The following is a 23,013-nucleotide window of genomic DNA, read 5'->3' as shown; positions in this document are numbered from 1 at the left end:
ATAATTACGATGAAACTAAATACAATCAAACTTAAAAATATAGTACTGCCTCTTTCTGCGGCTTTTCTACTGACCACAGCGTCATGCGTTAATGATTTGGAAAGAGAACCAATTACGGATGTTACAGCTAAGGTGATCTATAAAGATTTTTCCAATTATAAAAATATTCTGGCAAAACTATATGGAGGTCTTGCTATGGGAGGGCAGATAAGCGGTGACGGTGACCAGCCAGACAGTGATATCAACGGAATCAACGGAGGTTTTTCCCAATACACGAGGCTGATGTACAACCTGAATGTTTTAACGACGGACGAAGCTGTAATCGGCTGGAATGACGGAAATCTTCACACACTGCATAAAATGACCTGGGATTCTTCCAACGAATTTATCACAGCCATGTATTACAGAGTGTACACGGAAATTGCTTTCTGTAATGAATTTCTGCGAAATGTGACGGATGAAAAATTAGCGGAAAATAATATTACCGGTGACAATCTTGTACAAGCTAAGCTGATGAGAACTGAAGCACGTTTCCTGAGAGCACAGTCTTACTATCATGCAATTGATATGTTTGGGAATGTTCCTTTTGTAGATGAAACCTACGTACCGGGATCCTTAACTCCTCCACAGAGAATAGAGAGAAAGGCTTTGTTTACTTTTATTGAGTCTGAACTCTTGGCTGTAGCTGGTGAACTTAAAGACCCTAAAACAAATGAGTATGGAAGAGCAGACAAAGCGGCGGCATGGTCACTGCTTGCCAAACTATATTTGAATGCAGAAGTATATACGGGAACACCGAGAAATACAGATTGTATCACTTATTGCAATAAGGTAATTGCAGCAGGATATTCTTTAAAACCAAAATATGACGAGCTATTCCTTGCAGATAACAACATCAATAACCCTGAGCAAATTCTAAGTGTAAATTTTGACGGAATCAATACTCAGACCAACGGTGGAACTACTTATTTGGTGCATGCGGCAATAGGCGGAGATATGAAGGCTTCTGATTTTGGAGTCAGTGGCGGATGGGGTGGTTTGAGAACCACAAAGGCATTTGTAGGTTTATTTCCTGCCGATGGAGCTGATAAAAGAGGAAGGTTCTTTACCTCAGGGCAGAATCTGGAAATTAATAATTTAGGTGTTTTTACGGATGGATATGCATTTATCAAGTATAAAAACATTAAAAGTAACGGAACTCCCGGCGCCCACGATAACTGGGTAGAGGCGGATATTCCTTTATACCGTTTGGGCGATATCTACCTTATGTATGCGGAAGCCGTTCTCAGAGGTGGTTCTGGTGGAAGTGTAGCAACTGCAGTTACTTACGTTAACCAATTGAGAGAACGTGCGTACGGTAATACCAATGGAAATGTAACTTCTATCAATCTGAATTTCATTTTAGATGAAAGAGCAAGAGAACTTTCCTGGGAAACTACCAGAAGAACAGATCTTATTCGTTTCAACAAGTATACCACAGGGGATTACCTTTGGCCTTGGAAGGGAAATGTAAAAGAAGGAAAAGCGGTGGAAAGCTACAGAAACCTTTTCCCTATTCCGAACAGGGATATTGTTGCGAATCCTAATCTTATCCAGAATCCTGGTTACTAACCTTTAAATACCGTTTAAAATGAAAAATTTATTCAAGATATTAGCTGCGGTTTTCATTGGGATATTCATGATTTCTTGTGAGAAGGATGAAGACAAAGCTGTACTGGAGATGACAAAAACTCCGACTTTATCAGCGGATGCTACTACATTGGTTATGCTGAAGGCTAACGAAAATGATAAAGCTGTAAAATTTACCTGGACTAATCCGACATTTAATCTTGCTGTCGTAAACAATAATGCGCTGGAGATTGCCAAAGCCGGAACTGGGTTTAAAGATGCTAAAAGTACAGATCTTATAGCCAGTGATTTGACCGCTACTTATACCGTAAAAGATTTTAATAAAATTATTATCGATGCGGGATTTCTTCCTGAAATTGCAGAAAATATTGAAATAAGAATGAAGGCCTCCGTAGGGAATGCGGTATTTTATTCTAATGTGATTTCAATGAAGGTAACTCCTTATTTGACTACATACCCTTCTTTTTATTTAGTAGGTGAAGCGTCTGCTATAGGCTGGGATGCAAGTAAGGCCCAATTGTTATATAAAAATGAGAATATCTCTACAATATATACTTATTTGGAAAGCAGTAAAACATTCAGATTCCTGGGACAGAAGGACTGGAACCCATTAAATTACAGCTTAGATTTCGCAGGAATGAAACAGGAAAACAAATATTTTAAAACCTGGTCTTCCAATTTATCTGCTGCACCGGCGGAAAATATTAAGTTTAACGGAGCCACTGGAATGTATAAAATTGTTATTGATGCAGAAGCTACAAAAAAAACAATCACAGTATCTGCATCTCCAATCACAGTCTGGAATCCTGCAAACCTGTACATCGTAGGTACGATTAATTCATGGAATGCTGCAACAGCAATTGCTATGACCAACATGGGGGATGGTAAGTTTGAGCATACCCTTGCCCTTCCGGCAGGCTCTCAGTTTAAATTTCTGGGCCAGCAAAGCTTTGGAGAGCTGGATTGGGGAAATCTTTTAGGAGATGGCAATACAGGATATCTGGCTCCAAAAGGAAATAATGGAAATATTATGTTTAACGGAAACGGAGGAAACTATAAAATTTCTGTAGACCTGAAACTGGGAATCTACAAAATCGAGCCATTATAATAAGTTAAATGAATTATATAGTAAAGTGTTGCTTTACCGTAGCACTTTATCTATTTTTAAGATTATAAATAGTCAATATGAAGAAAATTACAGTTGGAGCAATGTTGCTCTCCATGATGTTTGTAGGTGTGAAAGCACAATCTTTAAAATCTCCGGATGGAAAATTTGAAATGAATTTTCAGCTGAAAAATGGAGTACCTTACTATAACCTTACCTATAATGGAGGAGTAGTGGTTGAAGATTCTAAATTAGGATTAAGATTATTTAAAGACACAGCCATAAAATTCGCTTCCGAAATTGCTAAACCGGAAGATGCAAAATTCGACTTAAACAACGGTTTTGCAAAGGTAGATGAAAAGAGAGATTCTAAAAATGAGACGTGGCAGCCGGTTCTTGGTGAAAAGAAAAACTACATCAACAATTACAATGAGTTGGCAGTTACTTTGAATCAGGCTTCTACAGATAGAAGTATTGTGGTAAAATTCAGATTGTTTAATGATGGTCTGGGATTCAGATATGAATTTCCACAACAGAAAAATCTTAATTATTTCGTTATCAGAGAAGAGGATTCTGAAATTGATTTCCCAACAGATATGAAAGCCTGGTGGTTGGTTGCAGACTATGACTCTCAGGAATATCAATATCAGGAAACTAAAGTTTCTGAAATTCCTGCTAAATGGGATCAGGCATTCGATGCCAATGCATCACAGTCATTAGTGAAAAATGCAGTTCAGTCACCCTTAATGCTTAAAAGAGAAGGAAAAGAACCTTTGTATATCAATGTTGCTGAAGCTGCAGTATTGGATTACCCTGCATCCCATCTGGAAGTTGACGCAAAGAACTTCAGATTCAAAACGCACCTGACAGCAGACAGACAGGGAGCGAAGGGGTATATTCAGACTCCGTCAACAACACCGTGGAGAACAATTATTGTCGCTCCAAAAGCGGAACAGGTGATGGATTCTAAGATGATTTTTAACCTTAATGAGCCTACAAAGTATACGGATACTTCTTACATTCACCCTACAAAATACATGGGTGTTTGGTGGGAAATGATCATCGGAAAATCACAGTGGGCGTATTCTACAGCGGAGAATGTTCATATTGATAAAACGGATTTCTCGAAACTGGCTCCAAACGGAAAACATGCTGCCAACAATACAAAAGTTAAAGAATACATCGACTTTGCCGCAGAGAATGGATTCCAGGGACTGTTGATCGAAGGATGGAATATTGGTTGGGAAGACTGGTTCGGACACTCTAAAGATTTTGTTTTTGATTTCATTACTCCTTACCCGGATTTTGATATCAAAATGCTGAATGATTATGCTCATGCTAAGGGAATAAAGCTGATCATGCACCACGAAACATCCGGTTCGGCAGCCAACTATGAAAGATGGTCTGATAAAGCATTCCAGCTGATGAATAAATATGGGTATGATGCAGTAAAAACAGGATATGTAGGAGATATTATCCCGAGAGGAGAACATCATTACTCTCAATGGACGATCAACCATTACTACAGAATTGCTGAAAAAGCCAATGAGTATAAGATTATGGTCAACTCTCACGAATCTGTACGTCCTACCGGTGAAAGCCGTACCTATCCAAACTATATTTCTGCAGAAGCAGCACGTGGTACGGAATATGAGGCTTTCGGAGGAAATAAGCCTGATCACCAGACTGTCCTTCCTTTTACAAGATGGATGGGTGGTTCAATGGATTATACTCCGGGAATTTTCCAAACTAAATTAGACTATTATTTCCCTGGAGATAAACGTTTTGTAAAAACTACATTGGCTAAGCAGTTAGCATTATATGTAACGATGTATATGCCTCTTCAGATGGCAGCTGACCTTCCTGAAAACTATAAGAAGCATATGGATGCATTCCAGTTTATCAAGGATGTAGCTGCAGACTGGGATGATACTAAAATCTTATCTGCAGAGCCAGGAGATTACGTGATCACTGCCAGAAAAGCAAAAGGTACTGAAAATTGGTTTGTAGGTGGTATTACAGACGAAAATAAGCGTGAGTATACCGTAGATTTCTCATTCCTGGATAAAGGAAAGAAATATGAAGCAACAATCTATGAAGATGGAAAAGATGCTGATTATATCGACAATCCTCAAAGCTATAATATCTATAAGAAAGAGATTACCAGCAAGTCTAAAATTAATTTTAAAATGGTAAGAAGCGGTGGCTTCGCGGTTTCTATCAAACCTGTAAAATAAAATTTTATAAACAATTATAAAACTGCCCCGGCTCTCTGAGCCGGGGCAGTTATTTTTTTAAATAAAGTATTGATTTTTCATTGAATATTTTATTGATCTGAATATTGATATTCTGGTTCTGGAACTTCTATTTTTTCAGGTAACGGCTTATTTTTTATCTTTTCGTTATATTCCTTTTGGTATTGTTTTACCGTCTTTCCGGTGCCATCGTGCTTCCAGCCCGGAGAGTAAAAAAGATATTTTATCCTGTCTTTAAAGGAAAGCCCGGGCTGGCGAATGTCTTTTCCTATTCTTCTCCATTCGTAAAAGAGCATGGTAGCAGGGTCTTTAGACTTTATTTTTGGGTATACTCCATATTTTACAGGAACTTCAGGATCTTCTTTTTCAAATGTTCCAAAGATTTTGTCCCAGATAATCAGTCCCATTCCCATATTGCGGTCTAAATATTTGATATTACAGGCATGATGTACACGGTGATGCGAAGGAGTTACCAAAATGTACTCTAAAAATCCCATGCTTTTAATAGACTGGGTGTGCACAAAGGTACCATAGATTTGTATGGCCGAATACGCTACCAAAATATGCCATGGATGGAATCCCATGAATGCTAGCGGGGAGAAAAATAAATACCTGTACAAAGGCTGGAATACAGGGCTTCTGAAGCCTGTACTGATATTGAAATAATCAGAATTGTGATGGGTAATGTGTACAGCCCAGAACACCCGTGAATGATGGTCTACATAATGGTGGACATAATAAGCGAAATCCTGGGCAAGAAATACAGCAATCCAATACCATATCCCAACTTCCCAATCAAAAATGCGGTGATGATAAAAAAACATCATAACAAAAAGAGAAAAGCCCTTCATGATAATGTCCAGTCCATAGTTTAACAGGGCAAAAAGAACATTGGTTGCTACATCTTTGGTTTCATAAATTTTCTCTTTATTAAAATGGCTGTAGGCCATTTCTATAAAAATAATAGCAGCAAATACAGGAATGGTCCATGTGTAAACAACGTCTGGGCCCTCAGTATGGAACATAGTACTAAAATCAAACATTTTTTCTGTAAAACTAAAAATAAAAGAGATTGTAAGCCAGTTTTTTAGCAAAAATATTCTTCCCCACACAATATTTTTTATATAAATCCATAATAAATGAATTAAAATGGGAAAACGATGATGTTTTATGAATAAAAGGATGTTGTTTTAAGAAAAGATAAATTAAAATATGTTTCCAGTTTACCTCCTATGATATTTTTAAAAATTTATAAAAAAAGAATAATAAGGTTTAGGATGATCATTATTTGGGGATAATGGTTACGGTTTTCAAAAATAGAGGACTATATCATGCGAAATAATAAATTTTGAACATAATTAACTTATTTTCAATGTGTAAATTGACTTTTTAAGGTGTTTTTATTCAAAATAATTTGTTATTATGTTAAGTCAAAATTCTCTCTTAGGGGAAAAAAAATATTTTTTTCACTTTCTAACCTAACTGATTTTTAAGCTCTCAATACTTATTATTTTTTCTAACAAAATGTCCTGTTTGAAGCTGTTTTCAGTTTTTTATTACAATAGTGAAATAAGATTTATTTACTTGTTTTATTGGTTTGTAAAGGTTATTTTTTATTAAAATATTGAATTTTTTTAAATTTTTAATGCTCGTTTCATAATTTTTGCTAATTTGGCTGTACTAATAACCCTCATAGAGAATGAAAACTCAGTACCGTTTAAATGTGTGCAGCTGCCTTGCATTGTGCTTAGGTATCTTCTATGGTAATGCACAACTTATTGATCAGAAAAATAAGATCTGGGAAAAAGCAAAACCCGAATCGTCGCGAGAAACCTCAAAATGCGATTATGGTTCATTGCTCAACTTCAACTGTAATATAAGGCAACACTTTCCAAAGCCTATTACCTACAGTAAAAATGATGCCCAATCTCTAATCGTTGTACATCATTCAGGTGAAGACGAAAACATCTGGTATAATAAAGATATTATTGCAGAGCTTAGCAATACTTCTTTCAAAAGCAGTGGAAGCGATAAGCTTATTGAACTGAAAAAGAAACCCAGTATTTTTTCTTATCTGGGATCTAAACAAATTTCCAGCAACCCTAAAGACCGTCTGAATATAGGCCTTGAAGATAAAAATCTTTATGAGGCTATTTTTGTTCCCAGGAAGCTTTCAAAAAAAGACCTGGAAAAGGTTCATACCTATTTGTCTATTAAATATGGGATCTCACTGGTGGGTGTAAAATATGTCAACAGTAAAGGGGATGTCATCTGGGACCCTGAAAAACATAAAGACTTTAAAAACAGACCTACCGGTATTGGTAGGGATGATGCTAACGAACTTAATCAGAAGCAATCCAGCAACCAGGAGGATAAGACAATCAGTATTGGAAGAGAAAAGATTTCAAGGACTAATTTTGAAAATAATGCTCCGTTAGACAACTATACATTTGCGATATGGTCTGATGATAACAAAGATCTCAGTTTTGAAGAGAAAGAAAACTTAAGGGTACTGAAGAGAAATTGGGAAATCAATTTTATCGGCAATACTATTCCTAAAAAAGGATATGTGCTGCAGATCGCTAAAAAGCTGATGAATCCTGAAAATTCACGTTTAAACTACTGGATGCTTATTAAAAATGAGGATGGCAGTTTAAAAAAAATAGAAGGAAAGGCTAACGATGAAATGGTAGAATATTCGGGAGTAGAATTTCCTGAAGATAAAAATTCTGCTGTTTTTACTTTTGCTACCAATAGTACCGGAGAAAAGCAACCGGATAAAAATAATATTCATGATCCAGCCTATACAAAAGGACCGGGTGATGCTACTTCAGATTTCCAATATATGCTGTATCCGAACCCTGTGAAAATGAACAATAATTTTACAGTGAAATTCCCACCGACAGAAGGATTGGAGATTGCCATTTATGACGGAGGAGGAAGAATTCTTTCTACCGAAAAAATAGATTCGAAAATTACGATATATCAAAACAGCCTCAAGATACAAGGGGCCTACCTGGTTGTACTTACTCAAAACAAAAAACTGATTAAGGCTTTTAAAGTGGTCGTTGATTAATTAATACTATTTCCCTTAATATATGAAAACTAAATTACCCATTAGGTTGAGAAGAAAGCATCTTCTCATCTTAGTATTCTTTGCTTCAGTATTTACTTTTGCAAGTTTTACGAAAGAGGACAGACAGAAAGTGAGGGCTTTCAAACTTCAACTTATGAAGAAATATGTCTATCATCAAAATGATAGCACTACAGCATCCTCCTTATCTGATCATATTAATCATTCCACTCCTCTGCTGAATAAAATATCAGCAGCTCCTTCTCCTGCAGAAGGCTTGAGTGTTCAGAATAAAGGATTCCATGAAATAGTATCCGCACGTATTGAAAAACCGGCGAATGTATTTGAATCGATCGAAAAACAAGGTATTATCGGTGAATTCTCTGATGATGAATCAGATGATGCAACAGATAATTTCTTCACCATAAACCTTCCGGAAGTTAAAAACCAAAATGTTGCAGCATATCTGGAGTATGACCTGTTTGGGCTTGATTCTTACCAATCAGTCTCCAGATCCATCAACAAAAATGTTGCGTTCGGTGGGGATATTATTGTTCCGGGGAATAAATGGAGTGCACAAAAAGAAGAGATTAGTTTGAATTCATTACATCAGGGAAAAAATACGATTCTCTTTACTTCTTCATTGAACGGAATAAAATATCGGGTAAAGAATGTAAAAATAGTACTTGAAAAAAATCTGAACCCACAAAACGGGATTTCTACACTTCTTTCCGAAGACCATTTATATGTAAAAGGTTCGGATAGCCATTGGGGATCCCAGGCTGTAAACATCAATGGCCAGATAGTGGAATCTTCCAGAGGAGAATTTGAAACACTAGTTAAACTTTCAGATGAAGATAAGAAAAGAGGATTTGTATCTGTTACATCTTCTGTTGGAACAACACAATATCCGCTTTCTCAAAGTGTGCCTTCATTTAAAATTGTAAATGAAGCCAGGTTTGTACCTTTCATTGTCAATGTATCAAAAGATTCGGAATACAATGAAAAGTATGAGAATGCTACGGTAAGCATTGAAAAGAATTCAGTAGCAGAATCCGGGCAGGTTGAAATACTGAAATTAAGAAAAAAGGATTACCCTTCTGTGTATGGAGAGATTAAAAATCTTTCTGTAAATGCTGCTGCATATCGTGTAAATACCAGATCAGGGAATTTTACTAAAAAAGTGAAATTATCATTTCCTTATGATGAGAAAAAGCTTGGCGTAAGATCAGCTAAAGAAATTAAAGTATTTTATTTTGATTATAATTCAAGAAAATGGATTGCAGATCCCACCTCTGTAGTGAATGCGGAAACCAAAATGGTAACTGTAGAAACTAAAGGAGATGGTGATTATATCAATGGAATTATTTCTGTACCGGAATCTCCGCAGTTAGGAGCTTCTAATCCTACAGGAATAAGCGGGCTGAAAGCGGGTGATGCAGCAGCAGCAAGAAATTTTATTTCTCCTCCAGGTGCCAATCAAAAAGGAGCAGCAAATGTGGCTTATCCTATTGTTATCCCATCAGGAAGAAGAGGGATGCAGCCTAATATCAATGTTTCCTATGATAGTAATAAATCTAATGGCTGGATGGGTGAAGGATGGGATATTAGCGGTCTTTCAGCAATTAGCATTGATACCCGTTGGGGAGCTCCGAGTTTTGATAGTGCCACAGAAACCGAATTGTATTCATTAAACGGTGAGACGTTAGTATATGACGGGAATTATCTGCCTCATAGGCATAATGATATTAGTGAAACAAGTACTATTTTTACTACGAGAAAACAAAAAAGAGATACACTTTTAGTAGATAATAAAAAAACATTTTTCCTTAGAAGAAATCACGATTTTTCAAAAATTGAGAGATATGGAACGACTCCTAAAGATTACAGATGGGTAGTAACTAATGCAGGTGGAGGTAAAATCTATTATGGAGGGAATGAGTCTGGTGTTATTGAAAATACGGTCATTAAAGATAGCAATGGAAATATTGTTCATTGGGGAGTTTGGAGAGAGCAAGACGTTCTCAAAAATTATGTTGAATATGAATATGAAAATATAAAATTACAGGGGCTTACCGCTGAAAATGAAAACTTAAACGGAGGACAATATTTCCATATCAGTAAAATCACTTATACGAAGATGGATGGTCAAAATCTCAAGTATTATACCGTTGAATTTGAAAAAGAAAGCAGGATTACCAGACAGGATATTAGTGTCACAGCTAAAAGAGGTGTGAAAGAGGTAGAGCCATATAAACTTTCTAAAATATATGTAAAGTATGATGATGAATTGATAAGAACCTATACCTTTTCATACAAAGAAGGACAGTTTTTTAAAACATTATTGAGAAGTGTAGTACACAAGGATACATCTAACGATGTTGCATATAATAGCTTGCTAACTGAACAATTTGACTTTGAATATTTTGATGATATCAAAAGTACACCCAATAGCAGTCCTGTCAATTTTGGAGGTTCTGTGGATATTAATGCCGGAGGTGGGGGAGATGCATTTCCTATTTTACCTAATTTTTTGAAACCTTCTAAAATCTCAGCTAACAATACATTTGAATGGGGGGTGAACGGAAGAGTACCAGGGGTTGGTTTAGACTTTCTTCTGCCTGGCCCTACCAGAGCGTATGGCCATGTAATGGCATCTTTTAATTTGGGCCATTCAGAAGCAGAAGCTAAAAAAGCCCAGGAACTTATGGATTTTGATGGCGACGGGATTCCGGATTTGATCTATAGAAAACCAAGTACCGGATTATTTCTTCGATCTGGAAATCTTGCCAGTGGAAACATTAGTTTTGGGCAAGAAAGACAGATCAACTATCTAAACAGTAACTTCTCCCTTACCAAAACTAAAACCCAGAATATAGGCTATGATGCCGGTATCAATGTATTTGGAATTGGGTTCAACTTCTCACAGATGTGGGCCACCAGTAAAAGTGAAACCTCATCTTTTATCCTGGATGCTAACTCTGACGGAGTGATGGATGTAGCCCAGGATGGGCAGGTATTGTTCGGAAGAATCAATCCAATAGACGGAAAGGTCGAAATGACGCAATATAGCGATAATACAGAAAATATGGTGATTGTTGCAGATACGATGATGCAGCATAATTCTCCACTGGAAGGAACCTGGCAGGATATCTCTAAAAATGATGTTGTTAAAGTCTGGGTAGCTTCAAGAGACGGATACATTAGGTTTGAAGATAATGTGCAGGTTGAGAATGTACCTAATGCTAAGGCACAGTATTCGGTGGAAATTAAAAATCCTGCTATTCCTGATAAAAATGGGAGAATTTATTTAAAAGAATTTACAGCAGGAATGCCGTCAGAATATATATCAATTACCGGCTATAATGCGTATTATTCTCAAATACAGGCTCTGCCACCTGCAAATATTGATCATTTAGGAATTAATGATGCTTCAAAATTATATGTGAAATCGGGAGATAAAGTATTTATAAGGCTGCATAAAAATGACAATTACAGCTTTAAAGTGATGTCTAATCCTACGATAAGCTATGTGGGAATTCCTAAACCTATTTCTATAGGACTTTCTCAGGACGGGTTCAGGGCTAATAATGGTGCATACAGTTATAATTTCCTTTTAAATAATCATACCAAACCTATTTCTATAGATACGCCGGGAAACATTAGCATTACAGTTCCAAAAATTACGTTTCCAAATTCTCAGGATGATATTACCTTTAAAATTATTAAAACTACGGCAAGCTCCACTACAGGAGAGGTAATATACTCTAAGACCTATGCTAAAAGTAATATTCCATTTGATACCGTTCCATTATACCCGGGGGTAGCAAATGTAACAAGTTTGTCCTTTAGTACAAATGATGTTCCGGCTACGATCAATTTTGTTGTGGAATCGGATTCTCACACTACTTTTAGAGATGTTAACTGGAATAGAATCAATGTGGATTACTCTCCTACATCAGGAAACCCACAAAATTATACTGCTGTAGCAGGGTATCCTTCTGATGTTATTACAGAATTTAATCCTGTGATAGACATGCAGTATCTTAATCTCCCAAGTGGTGTGAATACCTATAAAATTGGGATTAATAAAAATATTCCTTCTAATCCAGGTCTTCCTACTGGTAGCTTTTACTATATTGTTAAAAGCAATGGAGCTATTGCCACTAAAAGAAGAATAATGTCTCCTATGAATAGCTCTGGAAGTATTGTTGAACTAGATATGGTCAATAATAATCAGATAATTTCTGGTAACTCTCCTGCTGAATTTTATACAGGTGATATTTTTAGTGCACCAATAGGTGGAGTTACTTTAAATATTCAGGTATACTGTAAAACTAAGGCAGATTATGATTTTTATAAAGCTTACAGTGCTTTATTTCAAAATAATCCATTTAATATTTATTATGGAACTAATACATTCATAGCTGCTGTTAACCATACCTCAATAAATTCCTCAGCATTAGAAAATATAGGTCAGTTTTATCATAACTGGAGCCAGTTCCTTTATAATGAATATGCTGATGTAGTTCCTACTGGGAATACTGATGGTTTTATGCTGAATCCTGCAACTCCTTCAGATAATTATGGACGTTTGATCAATCTTGCATCCATGCAGGAAGTGAATATACCGGTAAACCTTAACTTCCCGATGTGTAATAACCTTGCTACACAGGATGAAACAGCACAGTGTATTGCCCAGCAGATCAGTAATACAGGATTCTATCAAAACCCCGCTAATTTTGGGCCTAAACCGGTAACGGTATTAAATCCAACTGTATATAAGCAGGTAACAGGTCCAAGAGAGGATCAGGTAATAACCTATACTGAAAAATGGATCGGGGTAGGTCCAGAACAATATGCAATGGCAGATTCATTTAAGGATAATGAAACAGCCAGTGGTTTCTTTAATCCACAGACTGCAAATCCTGACTTACCGGATAATTTGCTTCTTCAGGGTAATGTAGATACCAAAATGTTCTCTATTAATAAAAAATATTACAGTAAATCGAGAACGAATACATTAAGCGGAAGCTTATTTAATTTTGGAATTCAAAATGCAAGCTCTGTTTTAGTAGGAGATGGGAATATAGCACTACAGGACTTTATGGATATGAATGGTGATGGTTATCCGGATGTGGTGTACAAAGATGCTATGCAGATCACTAATTCTACCGGAGGACATGGAGGATTGCGTAATCCTTTCGTAAATGCTTATATATCGAACACAGACAGTTATTCCAAATCATTGTCTCCACAATATTCAGCGGCTAAATTTATACAGACAGGGGCTTCATCCAGAAATGGAGAAGTAAGAAGTAATACCAATCAGTATTCTTATAGCCCTAATGTAGCAATGAATAGCGGAATCGAGACTTCCGCATCATGGTCTGCACAGGCTTCTGTAAATTACGATTCTAAAGATTCGGGAGAATCTTATTGGATGGATGTGAATGGAGATGGATTAGCGGATAGAGTAACTGGTGGTGGTTCTGGCAATATGAAATACTACCTTAATTTAGGATATGGACTGGATAATGGTTACAGCTATAAAAACGCAGAAACCTTTGCATCGGGTCCTGTGGGATCACTTGGATTTAATCTGGGTTTTGATTTCGGGGGTATGAGTGGTTTGGCAGTAAGTGTGAGTGCGGCTGCATCAGCAGCATTGGGTTCATCTAAAACCACTTTTGAAGATATTAACGCTGACGGATTGGCAGATATTTTAATTGTTGGAAGTTCTAATACATATGTGAAATACAATCTGGGAAACAGATTTTCCGATCCTGTTGAATTGTTTAGAAATGGTGGTGGAATAGATTATAATAATGAAGCTAAAACCTATAGAGGGGGAGTTTCTGTAGGAGCAGGCTATTACTATACATTCCCAATTGTATGGTGGCCATTCCCTCCAATCCCACTGATCTATCTGAAAATAGGAGGTCAGGTAACCGGGAATATGGGACTTTCCATTGCTGAAGTAGATAAATCCTTTAAAGATATGAATGGTGATGGCTTTCCGGATCTGGTTGTTTCTAAAGATGATGGATTTGTAGTAAATTATTCAACAATTGGAAGAACCAATAAGCTTAAAAACGTTATCAACTTCAAAGATAAAGCACCATTCAGTGTGTTTAGTCTGGATTATGAATTTACAAAACCTACTTATAATGACCCTCATGGAAGACTGGTAATGAAAGAAGTTCGAATTGTAAATCCTGACATCTTCTCTCCAACCTATTTATCTCCAACAAACAACAAAGATATTGTAAAAACCTTTAAATATGAAGATGGACGATATGACAGACGTGAAAGGGAATTTTTCGGGTTCGGAAAAGTGACTTCTTACGATATGTGGTACAGTAATAGTGTATACAGATCACAAATAGATTTTTATCACAACAAGAATTATTTTTTGAATGGTAGATTAAGGAAAGTTGAAACTTATACTGGAACAAGTGATCTTAATTCTACAACAGAATACGAATACAATGTATATAAATTTAAGAACAACAATACAAAGATTGATTTGAGTGCTTCTGTTTCAGAAACCTACGATACTGGTGGAAAAGAAGGACGAAAAATGGCTATAGCATTGTTGGGCATTACAAGAAAGAAAAATATAGAAAGTGGTGGTAATATAACAGTTTCAGAAGGACTCTCGTATAATGATAAAGGATTGGTTACTCAACTAATGCATTTTAGTAATGCTGCTACTTATAATGCCGTTATTGATTATCATAATAATGCATTGCCTAATAATATTTTAAATGTACCTAAATCTATAAAGGTTTATGAAGCATTATCCACTTCAAATCCAATTCGCGAAAGATTTACAGAAGTAGATCCTAACACTGGTTTGCTACTCAAAGTCTCGGTGAAACTTAATGCTTCCGAAACGGCAAAGACTGAGTTTACCTATGATTCCTTTGGAAATGTAAGTACAGTATTATATCCGGAAAATGAAAATGGTGACCGATATAACTTAAGCTATGAATATGACTCTAACACCTATAAATATGTAGTCAATACAAAGGATGTTTTTGGATATATCTCATCAGCTGATTATGACCCGAAATTTGATGTTGTAACACAAATTACAGATGTTTCAGGTAGTATAACAGAATATAAATATGATGCTAAAGGTCGAATTGCCCAAATACTGGCCCCTAAAGAAAAAGAGGCAGGAGCACCATATACCGTTAAATATTCTTATAATACATTTGCAACACCCAATCCAAATCTGGGATATATCAGTAATTATTATTGGTGCTTAACAGAAAACTATAATCCACAGGATCCGTCTAACCCGGTAGAAACCATGACTTTTTCAGATGGTTGGGGGAAAGTAGTGCAAACTAAGAAAGATATACTACTGAATGGGGAGGAGAAAATGTCAGTTTCAGGAAGAACTATTTATGACGTGGTGGGAAGAGCTATTTCACAGCATCATCCTATCTTTGAAAATAAGTATCCCCCTAATGATCCGAATCATACAAATGTGTTGCTGAATATGAGTGCACCTTCTCCTTATTATTCGTCCGTACAGCGTGATACTAAAGATAGGGTTGCCGTGACTGTGGATGAACTATTCCATACTGCAAATACAATGTACTCTATTGAAAATAATATGGTAAAGAGCACATTAGTACTTTTCCAAAATAGCAACACCCAGCTTAAATCGGAAACATTTACAAATTCAGAAGGAAAGACGGCCCAGGTCAATGATTATCTGAATGGACAAGCATTAACTACAAAATTTGTTTATAATACAATTGGAGAACTTAAGTCAACGGAAGATCCAATGGGTATAAAAACATTATATTTATATGACAAAGGTGGCCGTAGAATTCAGGTGGAACATGCTGATCGTGGTATAAATAAATATGAATACGATCCTGCCGGGAATACGATAAAAATGTATACATCCAATATGGAAAATACAAGCCCTGCTCAAAAATATATTCATTATAAATTTGATTTTAACAGGCTCTCCGATATACAATTTCCAGACTTACCAGGAAGTAATCCATCGAATGTTCATTATCAATATGGTGCTCCGGGCTCCGGAAATAATTCAGGGAAACTTATCTTCCAGTCAGATAATTCCGGAACAACCAAGTTTGAATATGGAAATATGGGGGAAGTGGTAATGGAGCATAAAACGATTTCAGGATATGGAATTCCCAATATGGAGTTCAGAACTTTATTCGAATATGACAGCTGGAACAGAATCCAAAATCTCACCTATGCAGATGGAGAGATGGTACGATATGAATATGATTTGGGTGGAAATCTTAAAAGAATATATAGCAAAGATGGGCATGAATATGTTAAAAAAATTGTTTATGATCATTATGAACAAAGAACCTCTATTGAATTAGGAAATGGGACAAAATCAGAGTTCGAATATACTTTAGCAGATAGAAAACTGAATGTACATCGCCTTAAAGATGATTTTGGAACAGAGCTTCTCAGAAATAGTTATAAATATGATTATCTAGGTAATATTACTCAACTGAAAAATAGTGCAGGAATATATAATGAATTGGGTGGAAGCTATGCTTTTAATTATAAATATGATCACCTGAATAGGCTTGCTTCCTCTGACGGAAGCTTTACCGGAGATCCGCAGACTCAGTTTGGAACAACCGCTTCAGATTTTGAAATGACGATGGGGTATAATAAAGCAGGGGGAATTAAAGAAAAAAATCAAAAGCATAATCAGGATGGAGGAGTAAATGATCTTAATACCTATGACAATGTTTATCATTATATTACAGGTACACATAAAGTAGAGGTTATTGAGAATCTCAATAATGGGAATTATGAGAAATTTGAATATGATTATAATGGAAATGTAGTAAGGTATTCTAAATCAGGAGATGATGAGCAGTTACTTTGGGATGAGCAGGATCGTCTGAAGGCTGTTAATAAAGATAATCAGGGTGTTTTCCAGTATTATGTTTATGATGATAAAGGAGAACGGGTGATCAAATGCAACCTTGAACAAGGAGCTCAATTGTATCAAAATGGACAGATTATAGATCCGGGGACAATTCAGGTTAATAGTTTCAAGATATATCCTAATGCTTATCATGTTGAAAATTCAGAGAAAATGTTGACAAAACATTATTATGCAGGTTCCGAAAGAGTAGCGAGCAGAATTATGGATTTTGATTTCCCAACGATGAGACAAGCAAATGCTTCTGATCTTGGAAATAAATCTAAAGATCAGGATAATGGTACTGACTTGAAGTTATACCTAAAAAAGGCAGGAATAGATTTTAATCAGGTGAAGGTTGAGCTGGCTAAAGGGCCACAATTACAAGCAGGTGTATATTATCTACACGGAGATCACTTGGGAACTGCCACTTTTGTGACGAATCAGAATATGAAACCGACTCAGTTTTTCTTAAATTTACCGTTTGGGGAGACAATGGCAGAACAAATGACGGGAGTTTATAATAACCCATATAAATTCAATGCTAAAGAGTTGGATGAAGAAACAGGATTGTATTATTATGGCGCAAGATACTATAACCCTAGATTGAGTATTTGGTATGGTGTTGATCCGATGATGGAGAAGTTTCCGGCGTGGAATCCGTATAACTACACATTACAAAATCCTATTAAGTATACAGATCCGGATGGACGTAGTCCTTGGGATCATCATTTTGATGCAAGAGGAAGGTTTTTATATGATGATCACAATGGATCTCATAATATTATTATTCATATTGGTTCACAGAGAGTTATGCCAAGTCAGCTCGATCAGTCTAAAGGTAGCACACTTGCACTAATGAGAATAGCTGTTCATTATGCTTCTAAAAATGGAATGCCAGGAGTTTTTGGGGCAGGGCCATCCCCTGTAGGAAATTTAGCAGCAGACAATCCTGGTTATACCATAGGAGCTAGCCCATATGCTTCTAGGATTAATACAAAAGGAGGACTAAGTGATAAAATGAATGATTATTTCAATTTTACAAATGTACTTAAACATGAAAATTTTCATAAAATTGATTTTCTTGATGGAAATAAAACAGAAGGCAAGCTTTATAATCATCTAGATGTATATTTGAACCAAATGGCAGATCCTACATTTAAGAAAGGGACCGCTCCTTTTCAAAGAGCATCAATAGGTTCTTTTGGTAACTACCTTTTACAAATGAATGAAGACGAAACAAATTCTGGTAAATTAAATAGTTATATAGAGCGTTTTAATCAAACAAATTCTGGAGGATATAAAATTAGAGTGACTCAATTTAATTCTAACGGAATACCATCAATGGAAGGTATAAGTCCTAATGGAGGAACCTTTCAACTTAAAAGAGATAAAAAAGACATAAAAGAATAATATATGAAAAATATAATGGTTATCCTATTTTGTGCATTTTCACTTAATTCTTGTAAGAATAAACTAGATAATCTTATAATGACAGAGCCTTCTGAATATTGGGTAATAGATGATGAGTATAATAAAAATACATATCGTTCATATGCGTACAAATTCAATGAAAATAGTAAGTACGAAATGTTTGTTATTAGACGAAATAAAAAGCAAATACATCCATATAGTAGTGGGGATATAGTTTATCCGGATAATAAATGGGAAATATTTGACGATAGTATAAAAATTGGAAACAGTAAATTCAAATTGAACATTATTAACGATAGTATATTATTTTTAAAAAGTAAAAACTATAATGAAAGACTTTTAAAAGTGAATTATAAAGAAGGTTATGTTAAAATGAAAAATTCTTTAAATTAATTAATAAAGCCAACTCGAAGAGTTGGCTTTATTATTATAATAAAAAATCAGATAATGGCATGATAATGATGATACTTTTGGATAAACCGATTATTATTGATATTCTCAAAGGAGAAAATGAAGAAGTAAAATAGTCTTCTAAAAATGATTGAATTATAAATAATGTCTGTATTTAAATTTTTAATGCTAAATTGTCCATTACTATGAAGACAATTTATGCAGCATTAGCCCTTTCCGTAGCTTCTGCCGCTTTTTCTCAAAAAACATTGGAAAAAGTAGAGCCGGCATTTTGGTGGAAGGGAATGAAAACCCCCGAACTACAGCTTTTAGTGTACGGGAAAGATATCGCGAATCATGAAATCACTCTTTCAGATGGTATACAGATTAAGGGTGTTCAGAAAGTTGAAAATCCAAACTATGTTTTTATTACTGTCAATACAGGTGAAATAAATGTTCCTAAGTTTTCCATCAATATCAAAAAAGGGAAGAAGAATCTAGCCTCTTATATATACGAACTGAAACAGAGAGAACCTAATTCTGCAAACCGGGAATCTTTTACCTCAAAAGATGTCATGTACCTGATTATGCCGGATCGTTTTGCCAACGGTGACGAAAAGAATGATTCCAAACCGGAACTGACAGAGAAAGTAGACCGCCGTTTACCCAATGGCAGACATGGCGGAGATCTTCGGGGAATCATTAATAACCTGGACTATATTCAGAACCTTGGTGCCACAGCAATCTGGTTAACTCCGGTGAATGAAGACAATGAAAAAGTCTATTCCTATCACGGATACGCCCAAACGGATCTCTATACAATAGACTCCCGATACGGAACCAACGAAGAATACAAAAGTTTATCCCACGAACTGAATAAAAGGAATATGAAGCTGGTGATGGATTATGTGACCAACCACTGGGGAACTTCACACTGGATGATCAAAGATCTTCCAACAAAAGATTGGATCCATTGGTTTAAGGACGGAGATGAAGGCTTCAAACGTTCCAATTATAAAACCACCACACAGTTTGATACCAATGCTTCAGATATTGATAAAAAATATGCGCTGGATGGCTGGTTTGATAAAACAATGCCTGATATCAATCAAAACAATCCTTTAGTTTTAAAATACCTGACACAAAATGCGATCTGGTGGATAGAATATGCAGGATTAGGAGGTTTCCGTGTAGATACCTATCCTTATAATGATAAAGAAGCGATGGCAAATTGGGCCAAAGCGATTACCGACGAATACCCCAAATTTAATATCGTAGGCGAAACCTGGCTATATACAGCAGGGCAAATTTCAGCCTGGCAGAAAAACTCCAAAACAGGAGAAGCAGCAGGCTATAATTCCAATTTACCGTCAGTAATGGATTTTATGCTGTTTGCAGATATGCCTAAAGCTTTTAAAGAAAAAGAAAGCTGGAATACAGGAATGATAAAAATTTATGATTCCTTTACCAGCGATTTCCTATATCCGGATATTAATAATGTGCTGGTTTTTTTTGAAAATCATGATACCGAAAGGTGGAACGAAATCTTCAATGCAGATCCCAAAGCTTATAAAATGGGCCTTGCCATGATTTCCACAGTCCGCGGAATTCCCCAGATTTATTACGGATCTGAAATAGGAATGCGTGGAGATAAAAACAAAGGAGGAGATGCAGATATCCGCAGAGATTTTCCCGGCGGATGGAAATCAGATAAACAGAATGCATTTAATCCGTCTGAACAAACCACTGAACAAAAAGAATTCTTTCAGTTCACCAGCAAATTACTGAACTGGAGAAAAGGTAAAGAGGTGATCCATAACGGTAAAACTAAAAATTACGTTCCTCAGGATGGTATTTTTACTTATTTCAGATATAACGAAAAAGAAAGCGTAATGGTGATTGTGAATAATAATGAAAAAGATCAGACGTTAGACTTAAAACGTTTTGCAGAATCACTCAAAGGATTTTCAAAAGGAAAAGATGTTATTTCAGGAAAAGAATTTATGTTGCAAAATACGATCAATATTTCTGCAAAAACCCCATTGATCATCGAACTTGAAAAATAATTACTTTATGAAAAAATTAATAACAGTACATACACTGATCCTGTTCTTATTGGGATTCTCTGTACTTTCCGCACAATCAAAAAATGGATTTGAAAAAGAAAAGTCGGAAATCAGTACCATGCTTGATGCCTTTAATGTAGCAGCCGCAAAAGCAGATTACAACGTCTATTTTAATTTCTTTGCGGATGAATCTACCTTTATTGGAACAGATGCTACCGAAGTTTGGAATAAAAAAGAATTCATGGTTTGGGCAAAACCTCACTTTGACAAAAAGAGAACCTGGAACTTTACCTCTCTTAAAAGAAATATTTATTTCAGTAAAGATGGAAAGCTGGCCTGGTTTGATGAGTTATTGGATACCCAAATGAAAATATGCAGGGGTTCAGGAGTGGTAGAAAAAATCAATGGAAATTGGAAGGTAAAGCAATACGTCCTTTCTGTAACGGTTCCTAATGAGGTAGTGGATAAAGTGGTGATAGAAAAAACACCTATCGAAGATGCATTAATTCAAAAACTGAAGTCATAATGGCAGAAATGATGGGGAGATATAATTCGGGGGCATTGGGAAGAAGAAAAAAGCCAAACTTATCCATGCTTCAGATTATTAACATGAGTATGGGATTCCTTGGAATTCAAATGGCCTTCGGATTACAAAATGGAAATGCAAGCCGTATTTTGGGTAATTTAGGTGCGGATGTTCACGAATTATCATGGTTCTGGCTGGTTGCTCCTGTTACAGGACTAATTGTTCAGCCTATCATTGGACATATGGGAGACAATACATGGAGCCCGTTGGGAAGAAGAAAACCTTACTTTTTAATTGGAGCTGTTTTATGTGCTATAGGGCTTGTGCTTCTTCCCAATGCTGCTTCTGTGACTCAGATGTTCGCAGCCAATGCTCTTTTATTAGCCGTAATATTCCTTGCTATGATGGATGCTTCCGTAAACATTGCGATGGAGCCTTTCAGAGCTTTGGTAGGAGATATGCTCCCGAAACATCAGGGAACAATAGGATTTTCAGTACAGACAATTCTGATTGGAATCGGGGCTGTATTGGGCTCTTATTTGCCGGATTGGTTAACAAAAATGGGAATTTCCAACGAAGCCCCAGCAGGATTTGTAGCAGATAATGTGATCTATTCCTTTTATATAGGAGCAGGATTGCTTATTATATCAATTCTGTACACCATCATGACAACCAGAGAATATTCACCGCAGGAGTTTGCTGATTTTGAAGACGGGAAAGAAGTAGAAAAACAGGAATCTAAGTTTTCGGATATTTTCAAAGACTTTGCAGCAATTCCTGTACAGATGAAAAAGCTGGGAATCGTCCAGTTCTTTTCATGGTTTGCTTTATTTACGATGTGGGTATTTACCACAAGTGCTCTGGCAACCCATCATTTTGGACTTTCTCCCGAAGATACCCATTCCAAAGCATTTAATGATGCCGGAGATTTAACCGGAAAGCTTTTCGGAATGTATAATCTATGGGCAATTCCATTCGCTTTTTTATTGACACCTATAGCAAAACTGATCGGTAAGAAACAAACTCATGCTTTGGCTTTATTGTGTGGAGGTTTGGGACTAGTTTCCATGTATTTCATTAAAGATGTCAGCAATTTATGGATATCAATGATTGGATTAGGTTTTGCCTGGGCAAGTATTCTGGCAATGCCTTATGCTATGCTTATTGAAGTGATTCCACAAAGAAAAATGGGAGTCTACATGGGAATATTCAATTTCTTTATTGTCATTCCGCAGATCATCAATGGTTTATTCGGAGGTCCTGTTGTAAGCGGTGTTTTCGGAAAACAGGCCATGGATTATGTTGTGGTAGGAGGTGTTTGCATGCTGATAGGAGCTGTAGTGACCATGATTTTTATTAAATCAGAAGATGAAACTCCTAAGGAAATTGAAGAGGAGATCAAACAGGTGCATTTTTAAACATTGAATAAGTTAAAATTTGAAATATCAATAGGAGCGGGCTTTAGCCAAAACTTAAATCTATACTATTCAGAATCTATTAGTCTCCCACAGATTTCACGGATAACACAGATATTTGCGCTTATTCATATAATCTGCTCAATCTTCGGAAAAAAAGGATATTCGCGGCATGA

10 protein-coding genes are annotated in these 23,013 nt (G+C 36.1%); 9 read left to right on the top strand and 1 reads right to left on the bottom strand.

The window, feature by feature from the left end:
- Positions 1-9 precede the first annotated feature (9 nt).
- From JML65_RS00815 to JML65_RS00805, 3 genes are all read left to right on the top strand, one after another.
- A complete protein-coding gene (locus tag JML65_RS00815) occupies positions 10-1,611 on the top strand; it encodes a RagB/SusD family nutrient uptake outer membrane protein (RefSeq protein ID WP_084085996.1) in 1,602 nt (533 codons plus the stop codon).
- 19 nt (positions 1,612-1,630) lie between these two features.
- Positions 1,631-2,737: a SusE domain-containing protein gene (locus JML65_RS00810; RefSeq protein ID WP_202269625.1), complete on the top strand. Its 1,107-nt coding sequence runs from the start codon at positions 1,631-1,633 to the stop codon at positions 2,735-2,737.
- Positions 2,738-2,814: 77 nt separating this feature from the next.
- Entirely contained in the window at positions 2,815-4,971 is a 2,157-nt protein-coding gene (locus tag JML65_RS00805; protein WP_202269624.1) for a glycoside hydrolase family 97 protein, read from the top strand.
- An 89-nt stretch (positions 4,972-5,060) separates the two neighbouring features.
- On the opposite strand, the gene JML65_RS00800 is transcribed toward JML65_RS00805, so the two are convergent.
- Positions 5,061-6,032 (bottom strand): sterol desaturase family protein, encoded by a 972-nt coding sequence (locus JML65_RS00800; protein WP_047485354.1) that lies wholly within the window; start codon positions 6,030-6,032, stop codon positions 5,061-5,063.
- Positions 6,033-6,688: 656 nt separating this feature from the next.
- Between JML65_RS00800 and JML65_RS00795 the strand changes: the two genes are divergently transcribed.
- From JML65_RS00795 to JML65_RS00770, 6 genes are all read left to right on the top strand, one after another.
- Positions 6,689-8,065: a T9SS type A sorting domain-containing protein gene (locus JML65_RS00795; protein ID WP_202269623.1), complete on the top strand. Its 1,377-nt coding sequence runs from the start codon at positions 6,689-6,691 to the stop codon at positions 8,063-8,065.
- A gap of 22 nt (positions 8,066-8,087) precedes the next feature.
- Positions 8,088-18,419 carry an RHS repeat-associated core domain-containing protein gene (locus JML65_RS00790; protein WP_202269622.1) on the top strand — a complete coding sequence of 3,444 codons (10,332 nt, stop codon included), beginning with the start codon at positions 8,088-8,090 and terminating at the stop codon, positions 18,417-18,419.
- Between the two features lie 3 nt (positions 18,420-18,422).
- A complete protein-coding gene (locus JML65_RS00785; RefSeq protein ID WP_202269621.1) occupies positions 18,423-18,833 on the top strand; it encodes a hypothetical protein in 411 nt (136 codons plus the stop codon).
- A gap of 203 nt (positions 18,834-19,036) precedes the next feature.
- The gene (locus JML65_RS00780; RefSeq protein WP_202269620.1) at positions 19,037-20,896 is read left to right on the top strand and encodes a glycoside hydrolase family 13 protein; all 1,860 of its coding nucleotides are present in this window, start codon (positions 19,037-19,039) and stop codon (positions 20,894-20,896) included.
- 7 nt (positions 20,897-20,903) lie between these two features.
- Positions 20,904-21,422 carry a nuclear transport factor 2 family protein gene (locus tag JML65_RS00775; RefSeq protein WP_202269619.1) on the top strand — a complete coding sequence of 173 codons (519 nt, stop codon included), beginning with the start codon at positions 20,904-20,906 and terminating at the stop codon, positions 21,420-21,422.
- On the top strand, positions 21,422-22,840 hold the full coding sequence (locus tag JML65_RS00770) for an MFS transporter (RefSeq protein ID WP_202269618.1): 1,419 nt from the start codon (positions 21,422-21,424) through the stop codon (positions 22,838-22,840). Before JML65_RS00775 ends, JML65_RS00770 begins: the two co-directional genes overlap by 1 nt.
- Positions 22,841-23,013 lie beyond the last annotated feature (173 nt).

The organism is Chryseobacterium sp. KMC2 (assembly GCF_016756935.1).
Classification (GTDB): domain Bacteria; phylum Bacteroidota; class Bacteroidia; order Flavobacteriales; family Weeksellaceae; genus Chryseobacterium; species Chryseobacterium rhizosphaerae.
The sequence above is the reverse complement of the archived record's forward strand: the minus strand, read 5'-3'. Positions and strand labels throughout refer to the sequence as shown.